Source organism: Klebsiella sp. C283 (assembly GCF_048822555.1).
In the GTDB taxonomy this organism is placed as follows: Bacteria; Pseudomonadota; Gammaproteobacteria; order Enterobacterales; family Enterobacteriaceae; genus Klebsiella; species Klebsiella quasipneumoniae.
Genome location: NZ_JBMEZS010000006.1, coordinates 71,657 through 98,050, shown reverse-complemented (window position 1 = coordinate 98,050; position 26,394 = coordinate 71,657). Strand labels below are relative to the sequence as shown.

Here is a 26,394-nt window from a genome sequence, read left to right as displayed (position 1 = left end):
CTGATTAAGCATTAGCCAATTCACCGGCGTGGGTTAAGGAAAACGTGCTTATCTGCCGACAGGCTTCACAGAAATGAAATTAGCGCGGGTATCGGAAGGAATAATTATAAAATTCAAATTATTAGCAGATTAAGGTATCGTATTCTGACGGCGATAAACGGCGAATTTTTGATAAATAGCTATCAACAATAGCGGTCACGGCACATACTATAGGCGAATGAAGCCCCTTTTTTAACAGATCAAATCACCATGAAAGAAGTCGAAAAGAATGAAATCAAACGTCTGAGCGATCGTCTCGACGCCATCCGCCACCAGCAGGCCGAGCTGTCGCTGGTGGAAGCCGCCGATAAATACGCGGAGCTGGAGAAAGAAAAAGCCACTCTGGAAACGGAGATTGAACGTCTGCGTTCCGTCCAGAGCCAGAAGCTGAGCAAAGAGGCACAGAAGCTGATGAGCCTGCCGTTCCGCCGCGCGATTACCAAAAAAGAGCAGGCCGATATGGGCAAGCTGAAGAAAAGCGTCCGCGGCCTGGTGGTCGTCCATCCGATGACCGCCCTGGGCCGGGAAATGGGCCTGAAAGAGATGACCGGTTTCGCCCGCAGCGAATTCTGATCCCCAGCCCTCTCCGTTCGGAGAGGGTTATTCTGTCCTCCCCCCCTTTTTCGTTCCCTCTCCGGCCGATTGGTCCAACCAATAATTTTATCTACCCCCGGCAGTTCACAAATCCATCAAAATACATCACAAACCCGTTGCCTAAGAGTAACATCTGGTTAACCATTCGTTGTCATCAACCCTGCTATCCCTAATTGGCCGGGCCAATTTTACCTACGACGGGTCGGCAAAGAGCGCAGACTCAGCTCCCCGTCCTGGCGGCCCGATGGAGACCCTGCATGAATCTCTGGCAACAAAACTACGATCCCGCCGGTAATATCTGGTTATCCAGTCTTATCGCATCGCTACCGATTCTGTTTTTCTTTTTTGCGCTGATAAAGCTCAAACTGAAAGGCTATCTCGCCGCTACCTGGACCGTTGCGATCGCCCTGGCCGTCGCATTGCTGTTCTATAAAATGCCGGTGGATCGCGCCCTGGCCTCGGTGGTGTATGGCTTCTTCTACGGACTGTGGCCCATCGCCTGGATTATTATTGCCGCAGTCTTCGTCTATAAAATCTCGGTGAAGACCGGACAGTTCGACATTATCCGCTCGTCGATCCTGTCGATTACGCCTGACCAGCGCCTGCAGATGCTGATCGTCGGCTTCTCGTTCGGCGCCTTTCTCGAAGGGGCGGCGGGATTTGGCGCGCCGGTGGCGATTACCGCGGCGCTGCTGGTCGGCCTCGGGTTTAACCCGCTGTATGCCGCAGGCCTGTGCCTGATCGTCAACACCGCGCCGGTGGCCTTCGGCGCGATGGGCATCCCGATCCTGGTGGCCGGTCAGGTGACCGGTATCGACAGCTTCGCCATCGGCCAGATGGTGGGCCGCCAGCTGCCGTTCCTGACCATTATCGTGCTGTTCTGGATCATGGCGATTATGGACGGCTGGCGGGGCATCAAAGAGACCTGGCCGGCGGTGATGGTCGCAGGCGGCTCGTTTGCTATCGCCCAGTACCTCAGCTCTAACTTCCTTGGCCCGGAGCTGCCGGACATCATCTCATCGCTGGTCTCCCTGGTCTGCCTGACCCTGTTCCTCAAACGCTGGCAGCCGGTGCGCATCTTCCGCTTTGGCGATATCGGCGCCTCGCAGGTGGATATGACGCTGGCCCGCACGCGCTACACCGCGGGACAAGTGATCCGCGCCTGGTCGCCGTTCCTGTTCCTGACCGCCACCGTGACCCTGTGGAGCGTGCCGCCGTTCAAAGCGCTGTTCGCACCGGGCGGCGCGATGTATGACTTCGTCATCAATATTTCGGTGCCGTTCCTCGACAAAATGGTCGCCCGCATGCCGCCGGTGGTCAGCGCCGCGACGCCTTACGCCGCCATCTATAAGTTTGACTGGCTGTCGGCAACCGGCACCGCCATTCTGTTCGCCGCCCTGCTGTCCATCGTCTGGCTGCGCATGAAGCCGAAAGACGCGCTGACCACCTTCGCCGGAACGCTGAAGGACCTGGCGCTGCCGATCTACTCTATCGGCATGGTGCTGGCGTTCGCCTTTATCTCCAACTACTCCGGGCTGTCGTCGACCCTGGCCCTGGCGCTGGCCCATACCGGCCACGCGTTTACCTTCTTCTCGCCGTTCCTGGGCTGGCTGGGGGTATTCCTGACCGGTTCGGACACCTCGTCTAACGCCCTGTTCGCCGCGCTGCAGGCAACGGCGGCGCAGCAGATTGGCGTCTCCGATATCCTGCTGGTCGCGGCCAATACCACCGGCGGCGTCACCGGCAAGATGATTTCCCCGCAGTCGATCGCCATCGCCTGCGCCGCGGTAGGCCTGGTGGGTAAAGAGTCGGATCTGTTCCGCTTTACCGTCAAACACAGCCTGATCTTCACCTGCATGGTGGGCCTGATCACTACGCTGCAGGCCTACGTTTTAACCTGGATGATACCGTGATAGTGATGCCTAAACGCCTGGCCGACGACGTGGCGCGTCGCGTCCGGGCGCTGATTGAAGAACAACAGCTGGAGGCGGGCATGCGACTGCCCGCCGAGCGCCAGCTCGCCGCTCAGCTCGGCGTCTCGCGCAATTCCCTGCGCGAAGCGCTGGCGATGCTGGTCAATGAAGGGGTGCTGCTGAGCCGTCGCGGCGGCGGCACTTTCGTCCGCTTCCAGCATGAGCCGTGGTCGGAGCAAAACATCGTCCAGCCGCTGAAGACGCTGCTGGCCGATGACCCTGACTACAGCTTCGACATCCTCGAGGCCCGCCACGCCATCGAAGCCAGCACCGCGTGGCACGCGGCGATGCGGGCCACCGACGCCGATAAAGAAAAAATTCGCCTGTGCTTTGAAGCGACCCAGAGCGAAGACCCGGATATCGCCTCGCAGGCGGACGTCCGCTTTCATCTGGCCATCGCCGAAGCCTCGCATAACGTGGTGCTCCTGCAAACCATGCGCGGCTTTTTCGACCTGCTGCACTCCTCCGTCAAGCAGAGCCGTCAGCGGATGTATCTGGTGCCGCCGGTTTTTGCCCGCCTGACCGAACAGCACCAGGCCGTCATGGAGGCGATTGTCGCCGGCGACGCCGAGGCGGCGCGCCAGGCGATGATGGCCCACTTAGGTTTTGTCCACGCCACCATTAAACGTTTTGATGAAGACCAGGCCCGCCAGGCGCGAATTACCCGCCTGCCCGGCGATGCTATTGATAATTCCAGGGAGAATTCGTGATGATTATTTCCGCCGCCAGCGACTATCGCGCCGCCGCCCAGCGTATCCTGCCGCCGTTCCTGTTCCACTATATCGACGGCGGGGCTTACGCCGAACATACCCTGCGCCGCAACGTCGAGGACCTTTCCGACGTGGCGCTGCGCCAGCGTATTCTGCGCAATATGTCGGACCTGAGCCTCGAGACCACCCTCTTCAACGAGAAGCTGGCGATGCCGACGGCGCTGGCGCCGGTGGGGCTGTGCGGAATGTACGCCCGCCGCGGCGAAGTGCAGGCCGCCGGCGCAGCGGATGACAAAGGCATTCCGTTTACCCTCTCCACCGTTTCCGTCTGTCCGATCGAAGAGGTCGCCCCGACCATCAAGCGGCCGATGTGGTTCCAGCTGTATGTTCTGCGCGACCGCGGCTTTATGCGTAATTCGCTGGAGCGCGCGAAGGCGGCGGGTTGTTCAACGCTGGTCTTTACCGTCGATATGCCGACTCCCGGCGCCCGCTACCGCGACGCCCATTCCGGCATGAGCGGCCCGAACGCCGCCCTGCGCCGCTACTGGCAGGCGGTCACCCATCCGCAGTGGGCATGGGACGTTGGCCTCAACGGCCGTCCGCACGATCTGGGGAATATCTCCGCCTATCTCGGCCAGCCGACCGGCCTGGAGGATTACATCGGCTGGCTGGCGAATAACTTCGATCCGTCGATTTCATGGAAAGACCTCGAGTGGATCCGTGATTTCTGGGACGGACCGATGGTGATCAAAGGGATCCTCGACCCGGAGGACGCCCGCGACGCGGTGCGCTTCGGCGCCGACGGCATTGTGGTCTCCAACCACGGCGGCCGCCAGCTTGACGGCGTGCTCTCCTCCGCCCGCGCCCTGCCGGCGATTGCCGACGCGGTGAAAGGCGACATTACCATTCTCGCCGACAGCGGCATCCGCAACGGTCTCGACGTCGTGCGAATGATCGCCCTGGGCGCCGACAGCGTACTGCTGGGCCGCGCTTACCTGTACGCCCTGGCGACCCACGGCAAGCAGGGGGTGGCGAATCTGCTGAATCTGATCGAGAAAGAGATGAAGGTGGCGATGACCCTGACCGGCGCAAAAACCATCGCGGACATTAGCCGTGATTCGCTGGTGCAGAACGCGGAGGCGCTGCAGACCTTCGATGCGCTGAAGCAGCATAACGCGGCATAAGCTGCGCCGTTTTGCTCTCCCCCTCCCCCTCTCCCTCAGGGAGAGGGCCGGGGTGAGGGTTGACCAAATATCTGCTATTCTGCCCCCCGCAATTAAGGGGGCAGTATGCTGAACATCGTGTTATTCGAACCAGAGATCCCGCCGAACACCGGGAATATTATCCGCCTGTGCGCCAACACGGGCTTCAGTCTGCATATCATTGAGCCCATGGGCTTCACCTGGGACGATAAGCGCCTGAGACGCGCCGGACTGGACTATCACGAGTTCACCGCCGTGCAGCGCCACGCCGATTACGCGGCGTTTATCGCCAGCGCGCAGCCGCAGCGTCTGTTCGCCCTGACCACCAAAGGTACGCCGGCGCACAGCGCGGTGAGCTATCAGGATGGCGATTTCTTGATGTTTGGTCCGGAAACCCGCGGTCTGCCGGCCAGCATCCTTGATGCCCTGCCGCCGGAGCAGAAAATTCGGATTCCGATGATGCCGGACAGCCGCAGCATGAACCTGTCAAACGCGGTGTCGGTGGTGGTGTACGAGGCCTGGCGGCAGCTGGGGTATCCAGGCGCCGTGCTGCGCAGCTAACTGACCCCTTCCCGGATGGCGGCGCACCGCGCCTTATCCGGGCGACATGCTGGGAGGGGAGAGATCGTAGGCCCGGTAAGCGCAGCGCCACCGGGCAAGACGTTAAATCCCGTCGCCGTACTCGAAAGTGTGGTGGATGCCGTTGAAATGCTGATCCATATCCATCGCCGGCTTGTCGCTCTCCGGCTTGCCGACGATACGCGCCGGCACGCCTGCGGCGGTGGTGTGCGGCGGAACCGGCTGCAATACCACCGAACCGGCGCCAATCTTCGCCCCACGCCCGACTTCGATATTGCCGAGGATTTTCGCCCCGGCGCCAATCATCACGCCTTCGCGAATTTTCGGGTGACGGTCGCCGCTGGTTTTACCGGTACCGCCGAGGGTGACCGACTGCAGAATAGAGACGTCATCCTCAATCACCGCCGTTTCGCCAACCACAATACCGGTGGCGTGGTCGAGCATAATCCCGCGGCCGATTTTCGCCGCCGGGTGGATATCCACCTGGAAAGAGACGGACACCTGGTTTTGCAGGAAAATCGCCAGCGCACGCCGGCCCTGAGTCCACAGCCAGTGGCCGATACGATAGGCCTGCAGGGCATGGAAACCCTTCAGATAGAGCAACGGCGTCGAGTATTTATCCACCGCCGGGTCACGCGTGCGCACCGCCTGAATATCGCAGGCCGCCGAGGCGATCATTTCCGGGTCGGCGGCGTAGGCTTCTTCCACCACTTCGCGAATGGCGATAGCCGGCATAATCGGGGAAGCCAGCTTGTTGGCCAGCATATAGCTCAGCGCGCTGCCCAGATTTTCATGCTTGAGTAGCGTTGCGTGGTAAAAACTGGCGAGCATTGGCTCACAGTCCGCCAGAGCCCGGGCTTCGGCTTTAATATTATTCCAGACGATATCCAGTTCTTCACACGGCATTGCATACTCCAGGCGATATGGTAATGACCTGCCAGTTCTGCGCTGGCAGGGTCATTCAGGTGACAAAGGAAAGCTAATTGCTGCTGCGCTCGTCCTTGCGGGCGCGACCCAATAAGGTCAATGCTGCCTCGCGCGCAATTTTTCCGCAATACAATACCTGATAAATTTCCTCGGTTATTGGCATTTCGACACCTAAACGCTGTGCCAGAACGCGAACTTCCTTGGTATTGCGGTAGCCTTCAACCACCTGGCCAATCTTTTCCTGGGCGCTTTGCACGTCCATCCCCTGGCCGAGCATCATGCCGAAGCGACGGTTACGGGACTGGTTGTCAGTGCAGGTGAGCACCAGGTCACCGAGACCGGCCATGCCCATAAAGGTTTCCGGGTCGGCGCCCAGCGCCGCGCCAAGGCGAGACATTTCCACCAGGCCACGGGTAATCAGCGCCGTCCGCGCATTGGCGCCGAAGCCGATGCCGTCCGACATCCCCGCTCCGATGGCGATGACGTTTTTCACCGCGCCGCCGAGCTGGACGCCGATAAAGTCCGGATTGATGTAGACGCGGAAGCTCTTGCCGCAGTGCAGCAGGTGCTGCAGATCCTCGGCAAACTGCGGATCCGTCGCCGCCAGCGAAATCGCCGTCGGCAGGCCGGCGGCCAGCTCTTTGGCGAAGGTTGGCCCGGAGATCACCGCCAGCGGGATATCATCGCCCAGCGCTTCACGCGCCACGTCCTGCAGCAGACGACCGGTTTCGGCCTCGAGGCCTTTGGTCGCCCATACCAGACGCGCGTCAGGACGCATCAGCGGTTTAATCTGGCGTAACACCTGACCAAACACATGGCTTGGCACCACCACCAAAATATCGCGGCTGGCGGCCAGGGCGGTGGCCAGGTCGCTTTCAAGATGCAGCGTATCCGGGAAAGGCACATCGGGAAGAAACGCGGCGTTGCAGCGATCGTGTTGCAGCGTCGCGATATGTTTCGGGTCATGGCCCCAGAGCACAACGTGGTGGCCATTTCTTGCCAGGGTGATGGCAAGAGCGGTGCCGTAAGAGCCGGCACCGATCACAGTCATTGCAGCATTAAGTGCGTTCATCAGGCATCCTGATGTTGTTCAGCACCTTCGCCAGCCTGCTGCTGCAGATAGTTCATAAACAGCGCATCGAAGTTCACTGGCGCAAGGTTAAGTTGCGGGAAGGTACCGCGGGAAACCAGGCTGGTGATGCACTCGCGCGCGTACGGGAACAGAATGTTCGGGCAGTATGCGCCAAGGCAGTGCGCCATCTGGGTGCCTTCAATGCCGTCGATGGAGAAAATACCGCCCTGCTGTACTTCGCAGAGGAACGCGGTCTCTTCGCCCAGCGCGGCGGTCACGGTTACACGCAGCACCACTTCATAAACGCCTTCAGCCAGCTGGGTGGAGGCGGTATCCAGATCAAGTTTAACTTCCGGCTGCCAGTCTTTCTGGAAAACTTGCGGCGCGTTCGGCGCTTCAAAAGAGATATCTTTGGTATAGATACGCTGGATCTGGAAGGTCATTTCGGTGCTGTTTTGTTCTGACATAGTAAAACCCTTTCGTGTTGTCCTTAAATACGCGCTTCCGGCAGGGAAAGCGCGCAAAAATTAGCGCAAGAGGGGATCAAGTCCACCACGTGAATCAAGCGCATACAAGTCGTCACAGCCGCCAATGTGCTGCGCATCAATAAAAATCTGCGGAACCGTCGTCCGTCCGCTGCGCTGGATCATCTCCTCACGCTTCGCGGCATCGCCATCGATCGGCAACTCATGGAACGTTACGCCTTTGCTGTTCAGCAGCGCTTTCGCGCGGATGCAGAACGGGCAGGTCGCTTTGGTGTAGATCTCAATATTGGCCATGACTTCACTCCTGTTATTACCCTGAGGGTTTTACGCCGCAGCCTGTGTTCCCCTCACGTCAGGCGCGAAGGGGAAAACGCGGCGGCATCACCACGCGAGGTAAGTTATTTGCCGCGTACCAGAGGGAGGTTTTCGCCGCTCCAGCCAGCAATGCCCTCTTTCAGTACAAAGACTTTTTCAAACCCGGCTTTGTTCAGCGCGCTGGCTGGCTCTTGCGCCTGCATGCCGGAACCGTCTACCACAATAATGGGTTGCGATTTGTGTTTTTCCAACTCGCCGACGTTATTCGCTTTGATATCGCTGGGCAGCAGGTTGATGGCGCCGGCAATATGGCCTTTACGGAAATCGTCACGCTGACGCAGGTCGACCACCACCGCGTCTTCTTTATTGATAAGACGCGTCGCTTCACCACGGGTGATGACTTTAACTTTCGACATCAGGCCCTTGAAGGTGGTGAACAGCACCGCCCCCAGCAGCGCGATCCACGCGATGCTCAGAACAGGGTGACGGCCGATGAATTGCATAATTTCTTGCATGGGGGGTTACAACTCCCGACTAAGTGAGAAAAAAACCAGGAAAGGAGTATACCTGTGCCTTGCGGCAATTACAGCCAGTGAGCGCGATGTAATGTATTTTCTGCGGGCGGCGGCGAAAAAAAACCGTTCTCGCTGACGCGCCGCGGCCCGGCCGCTCCCTTTCTTTGATCTTTCACGGGGATTTAAACGATTCAGCTGTAGTAAAATTACGCAAAATTTCTGTCTTTGAGCATGAGGTTGTCGCAATGTCGGTTACTAAAAAACCTATGGTACTGGTGATTCTGGATGGCTACGGCTATCGCGAAGACCAACAGGATAACGCCATTTACAGCGCTAAAACGCCGGTAATGGACGCCCTGTGGGCCAAACGTCCGCATACCCTGATCGATGCATCCGGCCTGGAAGTTGGCCTGCCGGACCGTCAGATGGGGAACTCCGAAGTGGGCCACGTCAACCTGGGCGCCGGTCGTATCGTCTATCAGGACCTGACCCGTCTCGATGTGGAAATTAAAGAACGCACCTTCTTCGCCAATCCGGTACTGACCGCCGCGGTCGATAAAGCGGTTACCGCGGGTAAAGCGGTACATATCATGGGTCTGATGTCGCCGGGCGGCGTTCACAGCCACGAAGATCACATCATGGCGATGGTGGAGCTGGCGGCAGAGCGCGGCGCAGAGAAGATCTACCTGCACGCTTTCCTCGACGGTCGTGACACCCCACCGCGCAGCGCGGAAAAAACGCTGGCAAAATTCGAAGCCAAATTTGCCGCGCTGGGCAAGGGCCGCATCGCGTCGCTCATTGGCCGCTACTACGCCATGGACCGCGACAACCGCTGGGATCGCGTTGAGCAGGCTTACGATCTGATGACGCTGGCGAAAGGCGAATTCCAGGCCGATACCGCCGTCGCCGGCCTGCAGGCTGCCTACGCCCGTGACGAAAACGACGAGTTCGTCAAAGCGACCGTGATCCGCGCCGCCGGCCAGGCCGATGCCGCGATGGAAGATGGCGATGCGCTGATCTTCATGAACTTCCGTGCTGACCGCGCACGCGAAATCACCCGCGCCTTCGTCAACGCCGACTTCGACGGCTTTGCGCGTAAGAAAGTGGTTAACCTCGACTTCGTGATGCTCACCGAATATGCCGCCGACATCAAAGTGGCCTGCGCCTACCCGCCAGCCTCGCTGGCCAATACCTTCGGCGAGTGGATGGCGAAGCACGATAAAACCCAGCTGCGCATCTCCGAAACCGAGAAATACGCCCACGTCACCTTCTTCTTCAACGGCGGCGTAGAAGAGCCGTTCAAAGGCGAAGAGCGGATTCTGATTAACTCGCCGAAAGTGGCGACCTACGATCTGCAGCCGGAAATGAGCTCCGCCGAGCTGACCGAAAAACTGGTCGCGGCCATCAAAGGCGGCCAGTACGACACCATCATCTGTAACTACCCGAACGGCGATATGGTTGGCCATACCGGCGTGATGGAAGCGGCAGTGAAAGCCGTTGAAGCGCTGGATCACTGTATCGATCAGGTGGCGCAGGCGGTGGAATCCGTTGGCGGCCAGCTGCTGATCACCGCCGACCACGGTAACGCCGAACAGATGCGCGACCCGGCCACCGGTCAGGCGCACACCGCCCACACCAACCTGCCGGTTCCGCTGATCTACGTCGGTAACAAAGCGGTCAAAGCGGTCAATGGCGGCAAACTTTCCGACATCGCCCCGACCATGCTGTCGCTGATGGGAATGGAAATCCCGCAAGAGATGACTGGCAAGCCGCTGTTCATCGTGGAATAATCCTTCCCCATGAGGGGAAAGGCGACGTATTCAACTACATGGATCGCAACGGCAGTTCGATCCGTCCTTTACGCCAGCGCGCTCAGCGCTGGCGTATTACTGTGCGCGTCATCTGCGCACGCCGACGATCGCGATCAGCTAAAGTCCATCCAGGCCGACATCGCCGCCAGGCAGCGGGCGATTAAGCAACAGCAGCAGCAGCGCGCAAGCCTGCTCGCTCAGCTCAAAGCGCAGGAAGAGGCGATCGCCGCCGCGGCCCGCAAACTGCGCGAAACCCAGGACAGCCTGAACCAGCTCAATAAGCAGATTGACGAGATGAACGCTTCTCTCGCGAAGCTGGAGCGCCAGCGCGCGTCTCAGGAGCGTAACCTCGCCGCGCAGCTTGACGCGGCGTTCCGCCAGGGGCCGCATACCGGCATCCAGATGGTGCTGAGCGGTGAAGAGGGTCAGCGCAATCAGCGGATGCAGGTCTATTTCAGCTATTTCAACCAGGCCCGCCAGGAAACCATCGCGGAACTGAAGAAAACGCGCGAAGAGATGGCGGTGCAAAAGTCGATGCTCGAAGAGAAGCAGAGCCAGCAGCAGACGCTGGTCTACGAGCAAAAAGCCCAGCAGGCGAAGCTGGAGCAGGCGCGTAACGAACGGAAAAAGACCCTTTCCGGCCTGGAGTCCTCCATTCAGCGGGGTCAGCAACAGTTAAGTGAATTGCGGGCTAACGAATCGCGCCTACGCGGTCGTATCGCCCAGGCGGAGGCTGCCGCCAAAGCCCGTGCCGATCGGGAAGCTCGCGATGCGCAGGCGGTGCGCGACCGCCAGCAGGAAGCATCGCGCAAAGGCACCACCTATAAACCAACGGAAAGCGAGCGTTCGCTGATGTCACGCACCGGTGGGCTGGGCTCGCCGCGCGGTCAGGCGTTCTGGCCGGTTCGCGGTCCGCTCCTTCATCGATATGGCGAACAGCTGCAAGGTGAACTACGTTGGAAAGGGATGGTTATCGCCGCGTCTGAAGGCACCGAAGTCAGAGCGATTGCCGATGGTCGGGTCATTCTGGCCGACTGGCTGCAGGGCTATGGTCTGGTGGTGGTGGTCGAGCATGGCAAAGGCGACATGAGCCTGTATGGCTATAACCAAAGCGCGCTGGTCAGCGTCGGTACGCAGGTGCGTGCCGGTCAGCCTATCGCGCTCGTAGGCAGCAGCGGCGGTCAGGGCCGTCCGTCGCTCTATTTCGAAATTCGCCGCCAGGGTCAGGCGGTCAATCCACAGCCGTGGTTGGGAAGATAAGTTTTGCTTCAATTTCGCGCAATTGCTCTTGCCGTAGCCGGTTCGCTGGCTCTGGCGGCGCCAGCGTTCGCTGGCAAACTCTCCATCGTTATTGACGATTTTGGCTACCGCCCGCAGACCGAAAATCAGGTGCTGGCGCTGCCGTCCACTATCTCCGTCGCCGTGCTGCCGAACGCGCCGCACGCCCGGGAAATGGCCACGAAAGCGCATAATCTGGGCCATGAAGTGCTCATCCACCTGCCGATGGCGCCGCTCAGCAAACAGCCGCTGGAAAAAGACACCCTGCGCCCCGAAATGAGCAGCGAGGAGATCGAGCGCATCATCCGCGAGGCCTATGGCAAAGTCCCCTACGCCGTCGGGCTGAATAACCATATGGGCAGCGCGATGACCTCCAACCTGTTTGGCATGCAGAAGGTGATGCAGGCCCTGGAGCGCTACAATCTCTATTTTCTCGACAGCGTGACCATCGGCAATACCCAGGCCATGCGCGCCGCGCAGGGCACCGGGGTGAAGGTGATTAAGCGTAAGGTGTTTCTGGACGATACGCAGAATGAAGCCGATATCCGCACTCAGTTCAACCGCGCCATCGCCCTGGCGCGGCGTAACGGTTCGGCGATAGCCATTGGCCATCCGCATCCGACGACGGTGCGGGTGCTGCAGCAGATGGTCTATAACCTGCCGCCGGATATCACGCTGGTGCGCCCGAGCAGCCTGCTCAACGAGCCACAGGTCGACAACTCGACGCCAAACTACGCTCAGCCGCCTGCGCAACAAACGCCGCCGCAGCAGCAGAAGCCGCGTAATCCGTTCCACGGCGTGAAGTATTGCAAGCCGAAGCGCCCGCTGGAGCCCGTGAACGCCAGCCGCTTCTTCACTATCCTCAGCGACAGCATCAGCCAGAGCGCGCTGGTCCAGTACTATCGCCTCAAATGGCAGGGCTGGGACAATCCCGGCAGCTAGACCACTCAGGGGTCCGTTCGCTTTTGCGCGACGGGCGCCTGGTTATCTTCGTGGGCGTACCACGCCTTAAAATATTTGAGAAAGCTGTAAAACGTGGCGTACAGGCCGGTGACCACGCCGACTTTGCCATAGCGCCACGCCCCGCTGAACAGATACCACTTAAAGAAAGCGCCAATGGCGCTGACGATCCCCCGCGTCAGCGAAGGTGTGATCTGCTGGTGCTTCACCAGCCGGGTGGTATAGCTGTTCAGCTTATTAAACACTTCATGCAGCGAATAAAAGGTGTCATGGCGTACAAAGCCCGGCAGCCTGACGGAGCGCGCGTGTCCGACCACCTGGTCATCCACCGGCCGGTCGTTAAACCGCGCCTGCTGGCGGTTAAAGAGGCGCACCGGGTAATCCGGCGAGGAAATGGGGTAGATCGTCCGCACCTGCGTGCCGAGGACAAACCAGTAGCGCGGCAAACGCCAGGCGCAGGCTGGGTCAGGCTCCTCCCCCGCTTTTAACGCCTGAATGGCCGCCACGACGTCGTTATCAAGAATTTCATCGCTGTCCATGCACAGCACCCAGTCATGGCTGGCCAGCCCAATGGCATAGTTCATCTGCGCGCCGTGGGCTTTATAGGCATGGTGATGGACGGTGAGACCAAACTGCTGACAAATAGAGACCGTTTCGTCGGTGCTACCGGAGTCGACGACAATACACTCATCGGCCACCTTCAGCAGCGGGGGCAGCACCTCCATGAGCAGACGTGCAGAGTTACAGGTCAGTAAGCATACGGAGAGTTTAAGCATGATCGTTTCAAAGTTAAACCGCGACTAAACACACTGTATAAGCGAATAACCGTAAAATCGATGTAGAAATTGTGCGCTTGATATTAAGCAGGCTAAAAATGTTATCCAAATCTAAATTAAGGCGCCCGCAGGCGCCTTTTTTGCTGATGTTTACAACAGACCGGAGGCGTTATTCCCAGCTCAGAACCACTTTGCCGGACTGACCAGAGCGCATGGCGTCAAAGCCCTTCTGGAAGTCGTCAATGCCGAAGCGGTGGGTGATGATCGGCGAAAGATCCAGGCCAGACTGGATCAGCGCCGCCATCTTGTACCAGGTTTCGAACATTTCGCGACCATAGATCCCTTTGATAAACAGCCCCTTGAAGATGACCTTGGTCCAGTCGATGGACATATCCGACGGCGGGATACCCAACATCGCGATACGGCCGCCGTGGTTCATGGTATCCAGCATGCTGCGGAACGCCGGCGGCGCGCCGGACATCTCCAGACCCACGTCGAAACCTTCGGTCATCCCCAGCTCGGCCATCACGTCGTTGAGGTTCTCTTTCGCCACGTTCACCGCGCGGGTGACGCCCATTTTGCGCGCCAGCTCGAGACGGTACTCGTTAACGTCAGTGATCACCACGTTACGCGCGCCGACGTGTTTCGCCACCGCCGCCGCCATCACGCCGATCGGACCGGCGCCGGAGACCAGCACGTCTTCCCCCACCAGATCGAAGGAGAGCGCGGTGTGCACGGCGTTGCCGAATGGGTCGAAGATGGACGCCAGGTCATCAGAGATATTGTCGGGAATTTTAAAGGCGTTAAAGGCCGGGATCACCAGATACTCGGCAAAGCAGCCCGGGCGGTTGACACCCACGCCGATGGTGTTGCGGCACAGGTGGGTACGGCCCGCGCGGCAGTTACGGCAGTGACCGCAGGTGATATGCCCTTCGCCGGAGACGCGGTCGCCAATCTTAAAGCCGCGCACTTCCTGGCCAATCCCCACCACTTCGCCGACATATTCGTGCCCGACCACCATCGGCACCGGAATGGTCTTCTGCGACCACTCATCCCAGTTGTAGATGTGCACGTCGGTCCCGCAAATGGCGGTCTTGCGGATTTTAATCAGCAGATCGTTATGGCCGACTTCCGGTTCCGGTACGTCGGTCATCCAGATGCCTTCTTCCGCTTTCAGTTTGGATAACGCTTTCATCTCACACCCTTATTAGGCGATGACGCCCAGTTGTTTGCCGATGCGGGTAAAGGCTTCCACCGCACGCTCAATTTGTTCAGGGGTATGCGCCGCCGACATCTGGGTGCGAATACGCGCCTGGCCTTTCGGTACCACCGGATAGAAGAAGCCGGTGACATAGATCCCTTCTTTCTGCAGTTCGCGGGCAAAGTTCTGCGCCACCACCGCTTCACCCAGCATCACCGGAATGATGGCGTGGTCGGCGCCCGCCAGGGTGAAGCCTGCCGCAGTCATTTTTTCACGGAACAGACGCGCGTTGGCCCACAGGCGATCGCGCAGGTCTGCGCCCTCTTCGACCATCTCCAGCACTTTGATGGAGGCGGCCACGATGGCCGGCGCCAGAGAGTTGGAGAACAGATACGGACGGGAACGCTGGCGCAGCCACTCGACCACCTCTTTGCGTGCGGCGGTGTAGCCGCCGGAGGCGCCGCCCAGCGCTTTACCCAGCGTGCCGGTGATGATGTCGACGCGCCCCATCACATCGCAGTATTCGTGGGAGCCGCGGCCGTTTTCGCCGACGAAGCCGACGGCGTGGGAGTCATCGACCATCACCAGCGCATCGTATTTATCCGCCAGGTCGCAAACGCCTTTCAGGTTGGCGATCACACCGTCCATCGAGAAGACGCCGTCGGTGGCGATCAGCACGTGACGCGCGCCAGCGTCGCGGGCTTCTTTCAGACGCGCTTCCAGTTCCTGCATATCGTTGTTGGCATAGCGGAAGCGCTTTGCTTTACACAGGCGCACGCCGTCGATGATCGAGGCATGGTTCAGGGCGTCGGAGATAATGGCGTCTTCCGGGCCGAGCAGCGTTTCAAACAGGCCGCCGTTGGCGTCAAAGCAGGAGGAGTAGAGGATCGCGTCTTCCATACCGAGGAAATCCGCCAGCTTCTTCTCCAGCTGCTTGTGCGTATCCTGGGTGCCGCAGATGAAGCGTACCGAGGCCATCCCGAAGCCGTGGCTGTCCATACCGGCCTTCGCCGCGTCGATCAGCGCCGGGTGGTTAGCCAGACCCAGGTAGTTATTGGCGCAGAAGTTAATCACGTGGCTGTCGCCGACGGTAATGTCCGCCTGCTGCGCCGAGGTGATGATGCGCTCTTCTTTAAACAAGCCTTCGGCCCGAGCGGTCTCCAGATTGCTAGTTAACTGTTTGTAGAAATCACCACGCATTGCAACTCTCCAGATTCGGCAAAATTTGGCACATATTACCCAAAGCTATACGCTGATACGAGATGATGCAGGCCTGAATGAATTATTTGCAGCATAAATCACGTCAGCCCAGCACCTTATTCTGCGAATGGCTGTAGGCTTGCTCATGTGGTGATATGATATGAGCATTCATGTCCGGATTGTCTCCGGGCTCTCAACTTCAAAGGTACAGTTATGATCATCGTAACCGGCGGCGCAGGCTTTATCGGCAGCAACATCGTTAAAGCGCTGAATGACAAGGGCATTACCGACATTCTGGTTGTCGACAATCTGAAAGACGGCACCAAGTTTGTGAACCTGGTTGACCTGAATATCGCTGACTACATGGATAAAGAAGACTTTCTGATCCAGATTATGGCAGGCGAAGAGTTCGGCGACATTGACGCTATCTTCCACGAAGGCGCGTGCTCTTCCACCACGGAGTGGGACGGCAAGTACATGATGGACAACAACTATCAGTACTCCAAAGAGCTGCTGCACTACTGCCTGGAGCGCGAAATTCCGTTCCTGTACGCCTCTTCGGCGGCCACCTACGGTGGACGCACCAGCGATTTCATCGAGTCTCGCGAGTATGAGCAGCCGCTAAACGTCTACGGCTACTCCAAATTCCTGTTCGATGAATACGTTCGTCAGATCCTGCCGGAAGCCAATTCGCAGATCGTCGGCTTCCGCTACTTCAACGTCTACGGGCCGCGCGAAGGCCACAAAGGCAGCATGGCGAGCGTCGCTTTCCACCTCAACACCCAGCTGAATAATGGCGAAAGTCCGAAACTGTTCGAAGGCAGCGACGGCTTCAAGCGCGACTTCGTCTACGTCGGCGACGTGGCTGACGTCAACCTGTGGTTCTGGGAAAACGGCGTTTCCGGCATCTTCAACCTCGGCACGGGCCGCGCGGAATCCTTCCAGGCCGTCGCCGACGCGACCCTGGCGTACCACAAAAAAGGCAGCATCGAGTACATCCCATTCCCGGACAAACTGAAAGGCCGCTACCAGGCGTTCACCCAGGCGGACCTGACTAACCTGCGTAAAGCGGGCTATGACAAACCGTTCAAAACCGTTGCCGAAGGCGTAACGGAGTATATGGCCTGGCTGAATCGGGATGCGTAAGAGATAACATGAAAATTCTGGTGGTAGGCCCGTCTTGGGTGGGCGACATGATGATGTCGCAAAGTCTTTATCGTACGCTCAGGGCGCGCTATCCCCAGGCGATTATCGACGTGATGGCGCCAGCCTGGTGTCGTCCGTTGTTATCGCGCATGCCGGAAGTGAACGAAGCGATCCCGATGCCGCTGGGCCACGGCGCGCTGGCTATCGGCGAACGCCGCAAGCTCGGCCACAGCCTGCGCGAGCGTCGCTACGATCGCGCTTACGTGCTGCCAAACTCGTTTAAATCGGCATTAGTCCCCTTCTTTGCCAACATCCCGCTACGCACCGGCTGGCGCGGCGAGATGCGCTACGGCCTGCTCAACGACGCCCGGGTGCTGGACAAAGACGCCTGGCCGCTGATGGTGGAACGCTACGTGGCGCTGGCCTACGACAACGGCGTGATGCGCTGCGCCAAAGATCTGCCGCAGCCGCTGCTATGGCCGCAGCTGCAGGTCAACGAAGGGGAAAAGTCGCAGGCCTGCAGCGCCTTTAACCTGTCCAACGATCGGCCGATCATCGGCTTTTGCCCCGGCGCGGAGTTCGGCCCGGCAAAACGTTGGCCGCACTATCACTATGCTGCACTGGCGAAAAAGCTCATCGACGATGGTTATCAGATTGCGCTATTTGGCTCGGCAAAAGATAACGAGGCCGGCAAAGAGATCATCGCCGCCCTCAGCAGCGAGCAGCAGGCCTGGTGCCGGAATCTGGCGGGTGAAACCCAGCTGGAGCAGGCGGTGATCCTGATTGCCGCCTGTAAAGCGGTGGTGACTAACGATTCGGGGCTGATGCACGTCGCCGCGGCGCTGGACCGCCCGCTGGTGGCGCTGTATGGCCCGAGCAGTCCGGACTTTACCCCGCCGCTGTCGCATAAAGCGCGCGTGATCCGTCTGATTACCGGCTACCACAAGGTGCGCAAAGGCGATGCCGCGGAAGGTTATCATCAGAGCCTGATCGACATTACGCCAGAGCGCGTCCTGCAAGAGCTGAACGAATTGCTGACGGAAAAAACCGGGCACGAGGAAGCGTAGCGGATGCGGGTATTGATTGTAAAAACCTCATCGATGGGCGACGTGCTGCACACGCTGCCCGCGCTGACCGACGCCGCGCAGGCCATCCCCGGCATCCGCTTCGACTGGGTTGTGGAAGAAGGCTTCGCGCAGATCCCCTCCTGGCATGACAGCGTCGAGCGGGTGATCCCGGTGGCGATCCGCCGCTGGCGTAAAGCCTGGTTCTCCGCGCCGATCAAAGCGGAGCGTAAAGCCTTTCGCGAGGCCGTCCAGGCGGTCAAGTATGACGCCATTATCGACGCCCAGGGGCTGGTGAAAAGCGCTGCGCTGGTCACCCGTCTGGCGCACGGCGTCAAGCATGGTATGGACTGGCAAACGGCCCGCGAGCCGCTGGCCAGCCTGTTTTACAACCGCCGCCACCACATTGCGAAACAGCAGCACGCGGTGGAGCGTACCCGCGAGCTGTTCGCCAAAAGCCTCGGCTACGCGAAACCCCAAACCCAGGGGGATTACGCCATTGCGCGCCATTTCCTGCAGCACGAGGCTAGCGCTGCCGCCCCCTATCTGGTGTTCCTGCACGCCACCACCCGCGACGATAAGCACTGGCCGGAAAACCGCTGGCAGGAACTGCTCGATCTGCTGGCCGACAGCGGCGTCCGCATTAAGCTGCCGTGGGGCGCCCCGCACGAAGAGGCGCGGGCGAAGCGGCTGGCGGAAGGCCGGGAATATGTTGAAGTGCTGCCGCGCATGAGCCTTGAGCAGGTGGCGCAGGTTCTGGCCAGCGCCCGGGCCGTCGTCTCGGTCGATACCGGCCTGAGCCATCTGACCGCCGCGCTGGATAAACCGAACTTCACGCTCTACGGCCCGACCGATCCGGGGCTGATTGGCGGATACGGTAAAAACCAGCACATCGTGCGGCCGGAAAACAGCGCTAGCACCGGCGATATTACCGCCAGCCGGGTTCATCTTCTTCTGCAAAATCAGGGGCTGCTCTGATGGGATCCCTGTTTAAGCAGATCTATCGCTACACCCGCCCTCGCGCTTATCGTCACAATGAAAATCTGTGGCCTTTTACCCGCATCACCCGCGCGCCGAGCGGCGAAATCAGCGCGTTGCGCTATAAAGGGAAAACGGTGCCGCTGGTCAGCCTGAGCGCGCTGAAAAACAGCATGCAGGGCGAAGTCCTGCTGACCGCCACTGGCCCTTCGACCCGCAATATCGATTTTTCCCTGTTGTCGAAAACGATCCCGGTGATGGGCGTCAATGGCGCCTGGCATCTTGCCGACCGCCTGCACTTTTCGCTCTATACCATCGTCGACATGGAGTTTTTCGATAAGAAGCCGGACATTATCCGCGCCATCGTCAGTCAGCCGGACATTCTGCTGTTCACCACCATGCATGGGATCGCCAAAATCGTCGATCGCCATGCGGACGCGCTGCGCTGCCGTTTGGCGTTGATTGAGGACGGTTGCTATAAGATTTACCAGCCGAAAGTCGCCAGCGAAGCGATAAAGCGCACTTACCAGCAGAATCCGGCGATGTGCTTTCATCCCCAGCGCCCGGATATCTGTTTTAGCACCGATATTCGCCAGGGCGTCTTTGATGCCGGCACGGTGGTCTACTGGGCGCTGCAGATCCTCGCCTGGCTGGGCTTCAGCACTATCCTGGTGAGCGGTCTGGATATGACTAACTTCAACCAGCCGCGATTCTACGAAACACAACAAGAAAAATTGCCTTCGTACCTGGCAACAAAAGTGGATACCCTCGTCATGCCCTCCTTTGCGCATGCCGCGCAGGTACTGCAGCAACGCCAGATCCGGGTCATTAATTTTTCACCAGAAAGCGCTGTGCCGGACACTATTTTCGAAAAGGTTGCGTTTAATGAGTATTTTAAAAATGAGTAACTACGCCAGACAGGGTTACTCGATTGTTTTTCCTTTGTTTTTATTTTTCAGCGCGATTTTTTGCATGTCCACCCGGACCAATAACCTGCTGCATTTATCGATCCTGCTGCTCTTGCTCTCGCTGGTACGCCCGGAAAACCGCCAGGCGCTGGCCGGCGTGTTACGCGAACAGTGGCAGACCTGGGCGCTGCTGGCGGTCTTCTTTATCTATTACGCCCTCAGTAACCTGTGGGGCCATACGCCGCAGCATATCGACTCGCCGATCACCCACGGCGTGTACCTGACGGGCTATCTGTTGCTGATGGCGATGCTGCTCAGCGACGAACGAACCCGCCGCCTGGCCATGCTGGCGGTGGTTGGCGGGGTCACCGCGCTCTCGCTGTGGACGCTGATGTTCGACCACACCCTGGTCCTCACCGAACGAGCGGTCTCCCCCGAGAACCCCGGGCCAACAAACGTTATCGACCTTGCCGGATACTGCGGCATCGGCATCTTAATCTGCGGCATGCTGCTGAAAGAAAAAGCCAGCCACTGGCTCTATCTGCCAGTGGCCATCATGCTGGTGATGATGCTGCTGACCCAAAGCCGCGGGCCGATCATCGCCCTGGTGCTGGCGGTCGGCTGTACGCTGCACCTGCATGTCTTTACCCGCCGCAACCTGCTGATCGCCGCGGCGCTGGCCGTGCTGGTGGCTCTGCTTTTGGTCATGACGCCGGTGGGCGACATGCTGCTCGCCCGTTTCGAAGAGTTGGGCACCCAAAGCGGGCTGCGCCTGAGCATCTGGCACCATACGCTGTCGGAGATAGCCAGCCAGCCCTGGCTGGGACGCGGTTTCAGCTATGAACTGGATTTCATCAACTACAGCGGCGAACACATCACCACCACCCACAGCGTATATATGGGCGCCCTGCTGAAAGGCGGCATCGTGGGTTTACTGCTGTTGCTGGCGGTCATTGCCTGCGGACTGTGGCAGGCGTGGCGCAAGCGCCGCTCCGACAGCCGCTACAGTCTGGCGATCCTGTTTTACGCGCTGGTATTTATGGCCTCGCAGGGGATGTTTATCATCAGCAACCCCCGGGAAACCTGGGTGCTGTTCTGGCTGCCGCTGGGCATTGCGCTCAGCAAAGGGCTGGCGGAAAAGCGTTAACAAGAAAGGGCCGCTGACGGCCCTTTTTTATATTCACTTTTCTATTAACTGCGGGCGGCGACCAGCCGGTCGGCCTGCTCTTTAATCACCGGCCATACCGACTCAATCGCCACATCGGCGACATTCGCTTCTTCACAAACGATCTGCCTCGCTTTGTCATAGCCCGGCGCCCAGATATGATAGCCGGGCAGCCCGGTATCCTTGAGTTTGCGTTTGTTATAGACCGCCACCATCGGTTTATCGAAAGCGCGGGCGATATGCACGATCGAGGTGTCCGGCGTAATGACTAAATCACAGCTGCGAATCACCTCCACGGCGGAGTTGATGGTGCTGTCGGCGACGTACAGCGCCATATCCAGCCCCAGCTGCTGAATTTTCTCGCTGCGACCCACCATCACGATACAGACCCGGTAAGGCAGAGCATGTAGCCGCTCGACCAGGGTCGCCACCTGATGACGACAGAAGTCTTTATCCTCGGAGGCGGTAAAAGGGTTAATGGCGATGCGCAGTGCGACCTCTCCGGCCTGGGAAAGCAAGCGCGCCACTTTCTCCCGCTCATGGCGACAGCCGGGGAGATGATAGTCGTATGGCTGGTCGTCAACGACGCCAAAAAGCTTCACCACCTGTTGATAGCGCAGGGAAATATGGCTGTTGCTGTCAAAAAAAGCGATCGAATGATCGTAAAGTTTATAGGGCTCTTTATTAAAGCCAATCACGCTGGTCGCCCGTAAATCGGCGAGTAATTTAAAGCGTTCATAGCTGGTCACGTCATCAAAATCGATAACCGCATCAAAACCCGCCGCCCGTAACGTATTTAAGGACATGCGTGGTCGATATAAATATACTTGCTCAATGAATTCTGAGCCGGCTAATATTTCGCAGCATATTGGTCCGGTTAACACCGAAACCTGATATCCCCGTTCGGCCAGTATTCTGGCGCAGCCGGTGGTCACCACCATATCGCCGACTTTATCGTCCAGGCGCAATAGCAGCACGCGGCGCACGGGGGCCGGGTCGAAGGGTTTGCGCGCCGGCTTATTTCTGTATCGATAGTTAATTAAATTAAATTTAATACCGCGGAAAAAAGCGTTCTTTTTCCGCGTCAATTGTTTAAGGATACGCATACGGTACCTTGGGCTGTGTTAGCGCTGTGTGATTTTCCGCTGGTAATATTCTGCCAACGTCATGCCCTTCACCTGCGGCGCCAGCCAGCTAAAAAAGGCTTCAAGGTCAGCGTATAAACGCTCAATATCCCGTTCATTCTGGAACGTGGGGCTGCCGCCGGGCATATATTCTGAAGAGTGGAGCATATATTCCACGTAGTCATTGCCCTGCGTCAACGTTTGTTCGACGACTTTTTTCATCGTCTCCACGTTGCCGCCCATCGGACGCAGCCAGTGCACGGAGGGGGAACGCACTTTGCCGCGCAGGCGGTCGTAGCCCTGCTTCACGCTGTTCATCCACGCGGAGTGCTTGTACTGAATGCTCATCGGCACTTCCAGCAGCGGCGAGTGGCCCTCGCGGCTGATGTCATTTTCATCGAGAAAATAGGCATGCTGCGGGAAGCGACGATAATCGGTCCCGCCATCGCCCTGCGGCGCCCCCTTGGCGGTCTTCCAGTTCACCCGCGGCGTCACCGAGCAATCCACCTGATACCCGTACTCCACCAGCAGACGCGCATAGCGCTCGTCAAAGGCCCAGCGCCCGGCGCGATGACTAACCATTTTGGTCTGGAAGGTGTCCTCCAGCAGACGCGTCATATAGTCGACCTTCTCACGCATCATGGCATCGCTGTATTCAATGAGATAAGGCTTATGCCGCCAGTCATCGGCGGTCAGCGGCTCGGTCGGCGGGCTGTTCCAGGCATGCAGATGCATACCGACTTCCGCGGTGCCGCGGGCAATCACGTCTCTGGCGAATTCGATATAAAAGGGGTCGATGGCCATTTCATAATTGGTCAAATAGACCGGTTTAAAGCCATACTTTTCGCAAAGCTGCTGAAAACGCGGGAGATAACGCGCATTCTCGGTGGTGATGCTGTCATGTTTTTGCCAGAGGTTATCGCCCTCTGTATCAATCGTGATAAGAAATGCGGGATTGTGCACGAAAACGTCCTCAGGCCATACGTATCGGGTCATGGTAGAGCAATACAACGCTTCTCTCAATCTGTCTGATCCCCTAGAATCGGAACCCTTATCCTGGATGAAGAACAGAGTATGACGCCTGAAACCCTCTCCCGCAGCCCCTTGAACCCGGCGCGGATCCTGGTCATTAAGCTGCGCCATCATGGCGACATGCTGCTGATCACCCCGCTTATTCACGCGCTGAAACAGCAGTATCCCGCCGCCAGCGTGGATGTCCTGCTGTATGAAGAGACCCGGGATATGCTCGCCGCCAACCCCGATATCCACCATATTTATGGTCTCGACCGCCGCTGGAAAAAGCAGGGGAAAAAGCATCAGCTGAAGATGCAATGGCAGCTCATTCAGACGCTGCGCCAGCAGCGATACGATATGGTGCTCAACCTTGCCGACCAGTGGCCGAGCGCGATTATCAGCAAACTGACCGGCGCCGCGACGCGGATCGGCTTTGATTTTCCGAAGCGTCGCCACCCATTCTGGCGCTATTGCCACACCGCGCTGGCCGCTACCCAACAGCACAATCAGCTGCATACGGTACAGCAGAATCTCTCTATCCTCGCTCCGCTCGGTATCCAGTTGAACGACGCCCCGGCGCGGATGGGCTACAGCGAAGCAGACTGGGCCACCAGCCGCGCCCTGCTGCCGGAGGACTTCCGGGATAACTACATCGTCATCCAGCCAACGTCGCGTTGGTTCTTTAAATGCTGGCGCGAAGACAGGATGAGCGCGCTGATCAACGCGCTGTCCGCCGAAGGGTACGCGGTGGTACTCACCTCCGGCCCCGACGATAGAGAGAAGAAGATGGTGGAGACCATCATCGCCGGCTGCCCGCAGGCGCGGCTGCACTCTTTAGCCGGCCAGTTAACGCTGCGCCAGCTGGCGGCGGTGATCGATCACGCCCGGCTGTTTATCGGCGTCGACTCGGTGCCGATGCATATGGCTGCGGCTCTCGGCACTCCGCTGGTCGCCCTGTTCGGCCCCTCGAAGCTGACCTTCTGGCGTCCGTGGCAGGCGAAAGGCGAGGTGATCTGGGCAGGCGACTTCGGTCCGCTGCCCGACCCGGACGCCATCAACACCAACACCGACGAACGTTATCTCGATTTAATTCCTACCGACGCCGTGATCGCGGCGGCGAAAAAGGTACTGGCATGAGTAAATTCAGGCTGGCTCTGGTGCGGCAGAAGTACCGCCCGGACGGCGGCGCAGAACGGTTTGTCTCCCGCGCGCTGGAAGCCCTCGACAGCAGTCATCTGCAGCTGAACGTCATCACCCGCGAATGGCAGGGGCCGGTGAAACCGGACTGGCAGATCCATATCTGTAATCCGCGCAAATGGGGGCGCATCAGCCGCGAGCGCGGGTTTGCCAACGCCGCGCGGGCGCTCTGGCAGCGCGAATCTTTCGACCTGGTGCAGAGCCATGAGCGTATTCCCGGCTGCGATCTCTACCGCGCCGGCGACGGCGTTCATCGCCGCTGGCTGCAACAGCGCTCGCGCATTTTACCGGCCTGGAAAAGCCGCCTGCTGTTCGCCGACCGCTACCACCGTTATGTGATGCAAGCGGAACGCGAGATGTACGAAGACCCGCATCTGCGTGGGGTGATCTGCAACGCCGAGATGATCAAACGCGAGATCATCGAAGACTTTGGCCTGCCGGCGGACAAGATCCACGTTATCTATAACGCCATTGATAACCAGCGTTTCCTGCCGCCGGGCGAAGAAACCTTTGCCGCCTTACGCGCCAAATGGCAGTTGCCGCTGCAGGCAACGTGCCTGATTTACGTCGGCTCCGGCTTTGAGCGTAAAGGGCTGGCGGCGGCGATCCGCGCCATCGCCCCGACCGATCGCTATCTGCTGGTGGTTGGCAAAGATAAAGATCAGCCGCGCTATCAGGCGCTGGCGAAGAGTCTCGGCTGCGAAGCGCGGGTGCGCTTCTTCGGCATGCAGTCGGAGACGCTGCCGTTCTATCAGATGGCCGATGGCCTGCTGCTGCCGACCCTCTACGATCCGTTCCCCAACGTCATCCTTGAGGCAATGGCCTGCGGTCTGCCAGTGATCACCACCACCGGCTGCGGCGGGGCAGAGTTTGTCGTCAACGGCCACAACGGTTACGTCTGCGACGCCCTGGATATCCCGGCGCTGCAGCAGGCGGTGATGGCCCTGCCTGCCCGCGCGCTGGGCTCCGCGGAAGGCGACCGCGCCCGCGAGCGCATCATGACCTGCACCAGCGAGCGCCTCTCAACCCAGCTGCTTTCCCTTTATCAGGATCTGGTGAAATAACGATGCGCATCTTATTTGTGATTGACGGTTTGCCCGGCGGCGGCGCGGAGAAAGTGGTTCTCACCCTGGCGGCGCAGTTCCTGCGCGACGGCGATCGGGTCTCGCTCATTTCGCTACGCGACGTCTGCGAGTACCCATTGCCCGAGGGGCTCGACTACCAGGTGGTGGCCGATCGCTGCCGCAAACCGTGGCGCAAGCTGACCGAGCTGTCCCGCCGCGCCCGCCAGCTGGACGCCGCGGTCATCCGGGCCGAGCAGCAGGGACAATTTGACCTTGTGCTCTCCAACCTGCACAAAACAGACCGCATCGTCGCCCGCAGCCGGGCGCTGCGCGAGCGCAACGTCTGGTTCTGCCTGCACGGCGTCTTCTCGGCCTCTTATCTTGGTCACCGTACCGGCTTTGACCGCTGGATGAAGCAGCAGAAAATTAAGCGGATTTACCAGGGGCGCAACGTGGTAGCGGTTTCCGACGCCGTGGGGCGCGATCTGGTGGACGCCTTCGCCCTGCGCCCGGCGCAGCTGAAAACCATCTATAACCCCTTCGATATCGCCGCCCTGCGCGCCGGGGCGGAAGCCGACAGCGAGCGCCCGGACGGCGACTACCTGATTCACGTCGGCCGCTTCCATCCCGGCAAACGCCACGACCGCCTGCTCGAAGCCTACGCGCAAAGCGGCATCGACGCGCCGCTGGTGCTGTTAGGCCAGGGGAAACCGGAGCAAGAGCAGCGCCTGCGCCAGCTGGCCAAAACGCTGCAGATTGACGACCGGGTGTGGTTCAAAGGTTTTCAGGAAAACCCCTTACCGTGGATCAAAGGCGCGCGGATGCTGGTTTTGAGCTCGGATAGCGAAGGATTCGGCAATGTGGTGGTGGAGGCGCTGCTGTTGCATACCCCGGTCGCCAGCACCCGCTGCCCCGGCGGCGTCACCGAGATCCTCACCGGCGAACTTGCCCGCGGTCTGGCGGATCTCACCAGTCCGGCGCTGGCTCAGACGATGCAAAGCATTTACCATAACCCGCCGGCCATCGACGATGCCGCGCTGGAAAAATTCAGCGTCGTGTCCATTTGTCAGCAGTACCGTCAGCTGCAGCGCATCTGA

The 26,394-nt window shown here is 59.2% G+C and carries 26 protein-coding genes; 16 read left to right on the top strand and 10 right to left on the bottom strand.

Annotation, left to right across the window (positions count from 1 at the left end; all coding sequences use genetic code 11):
• Window positions 1-249: 249 nt before the first annotated feature.
• The 5 genes from ACOI7Z_RS13260 (at window position 250) to trmL (ending at window position 5,079) form a co-directional block, all read left to right on the top strand.
• Window positions 250-612 carry a YibL family ribosome-associated protein gene (locus ACOI7Z_RS13260; protein WP_002922410.1) on the top strand — a complete coding sequence of 121 codons (363 nt, stop codon included), beginning with the start codon at window positions 250-252 and terminating at the stop codon, window positions 610-612.
• A 278-nt stretch (window positions 613-890) separates the two neighbouring features.
• Window positions 891-2,546: an L-lactate permease gene (lldP, locus tag ACOI7Z_RS13255; RefSeq protein WP_044525040.1), complete on the top strand. Its 1,656-nt coding sequence runs from the start codon at window positions 891-893 to the stop codon at window positions 2,544-2,546.
• Window positions 2,543-3,316: a transcriptional regulator LldR gene (lldR, locus tag ACOI7Z_RS13250; RefSeq protein ID WP_004205041.1), complete on the top strand. Its 774-nt coding sequence runs from the start codon at window positions 2,543-2,545 to the stop codon at window positions 3,314-3,316. The genes lldP and lldR overlap by 4 nt, the downstream gene beginning before the upstream one ends.
• Entirely contained in the window at window positions 3,316-4,500 is a 1,185-nt protein-coding gene (gene lldD / locus ACOI7Z_RS13245) for an FMN-dependent L-lactate dehydrogenase LldD (RefSeq protein ID WP_087848696.1), read from the top strand. The genes lldR and lldD overlap by 1 nt, the downstream gene beginning before the upstream one ends.
• 105 nt (window positions 4,501-4,605) lie before the next feature.
• The gene (gene trmL / locus ACOI7Z_RS13240) at window positions 4,606-5,079 is read left to right on the top strand and encodes a tRNA (uridine(34)/cytosine(34)/5-carboxymethylaminomethyluridine(34)-2'-O)-methyltransferase TrmL (RefSeq protein ID WP_023291348.1); all 474 of its coding nucleotides are present in this window, start codon (window positions 4,606-4,608) and stop codon (window positions 5,077-5,079) included.
• A gap of 102 nt (window positions 5,080-5,181) precedes the next feature.
• On the opposite strand, the gene cysE is transcribed toward trmL, so the two are convergent.
• The 5 genes from cysE to ACOI7Z_RS13215 form a co-directional block, all read right to left on the bottom strand.
• Entirely contained in the window at window positions 5,182-6,003 is an 822-nt protein-coding gene (cysE, locus tag ACOI7Z_RS13235) for a serine O-acetyltransferase (RefSeq protein WP_002922426.1), read from the bottom strand.
• Window positions 6,004-6,076: 73 nt separating this feature from the next.
• Window positions 6,077-7,096 (bottom strand): NAD(P)H-dependent glycerol-3-phosphate dehydrogenase, encoded by a 1,020-nt coding sequence (gpsA, locus tag ACOI7Z_RS13230; protein WP_004205045.1) that lies wholly within the window; start codon window positions 7,094-7,096, stop codon window positions 6,077-6,079.
• Window positions 7,096-7,563: a protein-export chaperone SecB gene (secB, locus tag ACOI7Z_RS13225; RefSeq protein WP_002922428.1), complete on the bottom strand. Its 468-nt coding sequence runs from the start codon at window positions 7,561-7,563 to the stop codon at window positions 7,096-7,098. Before secB ends, gpsA begins: the two co-directional genes overlap by 1 nt.
• A 60-nt stretch (window positions 7,564-7,623) precedes the next feature.
• Entirely contained in the window at window positions 7,624-7,875 is a 252-nt protein-coding gene (grxC, locus tag ACOI7Z_RS13220; RefSeq protein WP_002922429.1) for a glutaredoxin 3, read from the bottom strand.
• A gap of 104 nt (window positions 7,876-7,979) precedes the next feature.
• The gene (locus tag ACOI7Z_RS13215) at window positions 7,980-8,411 is read right to left on the bottom strand and encodes a rhodanese-like domain-containing protein (RefSeq protein ID WP_023291350.1); all 432 of its coding nucleotides are present in this window, start codon (window positions 8,409-8,411) and stop codon (window positions 7,980-7,982) included.
• A gap of 245 nt (window positions 8,412-8,656) precedes the next feature.
• Between ACOI7Z_RS13215 and gpmM the strand changes: the two genes are divergently transcribed.
• From gpmM to ACOI7Z_RS13200, 3 genes are read left to right on the top strand one after another with little or no spacing between them, the layout of a single operon-like run.
• Window positions 8,657-10,201, top strand: a complete 1,545-nt coding sequence (gene gpmM / locus ACOI7Z_RS13210; protein ID WP_086075609.1) for a 2,3-bisphosphoglycerate-independent phosphoglycerate mutase — start codon at window positions 8,657-8,659, stop codon at window positions 10,199-10,201.
• Between the two features lie 9 nt (window positions 10,202-10,210).
• Window positions 10,211-11,482, top strand: a complete 1,272-nt coding sequence (envC, locus tag ACOI7Z_RS13205; RefSeq protein ID WP_023291352.1) for a murein hydrolase activator EnvC — start codon at window positions 10,211-10,213, stop codon at window positions 11,480-11,482.
• Between the two features lie 3 nt (window positions 11,483-11,485).
• Window positions 11,486-12,442 carry a divergent polysaccharide deacetylase family protein gene (locus tag ACOI7Z_RS13200; protein WP_023291353.1) on the top strand — a complete coding sequence of 319 codons (957 nt, stop codon included), beginning with the start codon at window positions 11,486-11,488 and terminating at the stop codon, window positions 12,440-12,442.
• Between the two features lie 5 nt (window positions 12,443-12,447).
• Here the strand turns inward: ACOI7Z_RS13200 and ACOI7Z_RS13195 are convergent, their stop codons facing one another.
• The 3 genes from ACOI7Z_RS13195 to kbl all read right to left on the bottom strand — a co-directional run bounded on the left by ACOI7Z_RS13195 (window position 12,448) and on the right by kbl (window position 15,637).
• Window positions 12,448-13,236, bottom strand: coding sequence for a glycosyltransferase family 2 protein (locus ACOI7Z_RS13195; protein ID WP_023291354.1), 789 nt, complete (start codon window positions 13,234-13,236; stop codon window positions 12,448-12,450).
• Window positions 13,237-13,405: 169 nt separating this feature from the next.
• The gene (tdh, locus tag ACOI7Z_RS13190) at window positions 13,406-14,431 is read right to left on the bottom strand and encodes an L-threonine 3-dehydrogenase (protein ID WP_004205051.1); all 1,026 of its coding nucleotides are present in this window, start codon (window positions 14,429-14,431) and stop codon (window positions 13,406-13,408) included.
• Window positions 14,432-14,443: 12 nt separating this feature from the next.
• Window positions 14,444-15,637, bottom strand: a complete 1,194-nt coding sequence (gene kbl, locus ACOI7Z_RS13185; RefSeq protein WP_086075611.1) for a glycine C-acetyltransferase — start codon at window positions 15,635-15,637, stop codon at window positions 14,444-14,446.
• 213 nt (window positions 15,638-15,850) lie between these two features.
• Here kbl and rfaD point away from each other — a divergent pair, with 213 nt between their 5' ends.
• From rfaD to ACOI7Z_RS13160, 5 genes are read left to right on the top strand one after another with little or no spacing between them, the layout of a single operon-like run.
• Window positions 15,851-16,783: an ADP-glyceromanno-heptose 6-epimerase gene (gene rfaD, locus ACOI7Z_RS13180; protein ID WP_023291355.1), complete on the top strand. Its 933-nt coding sequence runs from the start codon at window positions 15,851-15,853 to the stop codon at window positions 16,781-16,783.
• Window positions 16,784-16,791: 8 nt separating this feature from the next.
• Window positions 16,792-17,850 (top strand): ADP-heptose--LPS heptosyltransferase RfaF, encoded by a 1,059-nt coding sequence (gene rfaF / locus ACOI7Z_RS13175; protein WP_044525043.1) that lies wholly within the window; start codon window positions 16,792-16,794, stop codon window positions 17,848-17,850.
• A gap of 3 nt (window positions 17,851-17,853) precedes the next feature.
• The gene (gene rfaC / locus ACOI7Z_RS13170) at window positions 17,854-18,825 is read left to right on the top strand and encodes a lipopolysaccharide heptosyltransferase RfaC (protein ID WP_065882887.1); all 972 of its coding nucleotides are present in this window, start codon (window positions 17,854-17,856) and stop codon (window positions 18,823-18,825) included.
• Window positions 18,825-19,733, top strand: a complete 909-nt coding sequence (locus tag ACOI7Z_RS13165) for a glycosyl transferase (protein WP_023291358.1) — start codon at window positions 18,825-18,827, stop codon at window positions 19,731-19,733. Before rfaC ends, ACOI7Z_RS13165 begins: the two co-directional genes overlap by 1 nt.
• Window positions 19,711-20,880, top strand: a complete 1,170-nt coding sequence (locus ACOI7Z_RS13160) for an O-antigen ligase family protein (RefSeq protein WP_170927806.1) — start codon at window positions 19,711-19,713, stop codon at window positions 20,878-20,880. The genes ACOI7Z_RS13165 and ACOI7Z_RS13160 overlap by 23 nt, the downstream gene beginning before the upstream one ends.
• Before the next feature lie 44 nt (window positions 20,881-20,924).
• Here the strand turns inward: ACOI7Z_RS13160 and ACOI7Z_RS13155 are convergent, their stop codons facing one another.
• Complete coding sequence (locus ACOI7Z_RS13155; protein WP_032454363.1) at window positions 20,925-22,004, bottom strand: glycosyltransferase family 9 protein; 1,080 nt, start codon at window positions 22,002-22,004, stop codon at window positions 20,925-20,927.
• A gap of 18 nt (window positions 22,005-22,022) precedes the next feature.
• Window positions 22,023-22,985: a polysaccharide deacetylase family protein gene (locus tag ACOI7Z_RS13150; RefSeq protein WP_002922494.1), complete on the bottom strand. Its 963-nt coding sequence runs from the start codon at window positions 22,983-22,985 to the stop codon at window positions 22,023-22,025.
• Window positions 22,986-23,096: 111 nt separating this feature from the next.
• Here ACOI7Z_RS13150 and rfaQ point away from each other — a divergent pair, with 111 nt between their 5' ends.
• From rfaQ to ACOI7Z_RS13135, 3 genes are read left to right on the top strand one after another with little or no spacing between them, the layout of a single operon-like run.
• A complete protein-coding gene (gene rfaQ, locus ACOI7Z_RS13145) occupies window positions 23,097-24,173 on the top strand; it encodes a putative lipopolysaccharide heptosyltransferase III (RefSeq protein WP_048298566.1) in 1,077 nt (358 codons plus the stop codon).
• On the top strand, window positions 24,170-25,297 hold the full coding sequence (locus ACOI7Z_RS13140) for a glycosyltransferase family 4 protein (protein ID WP_087848697.1): 1,128 nt from the start codon (window positions 24,170-24,172) through the stop codon (window positions 25,295-25,297). Before rfaQ ends, ACOI7Z_RS13140 begins: the two co-directional genes overlap by 4 nt.
• A 2-nt stretch (window positions 25,298-25,299) precedes the next feature.
• Entirely contained in the window at window positions 25,300-26,394 is a 1,095-nt protein-coding gene (locus ACOI7Z_RS13135; protein WP_023291364.1) for a glycosyltransferase, read from the top strand.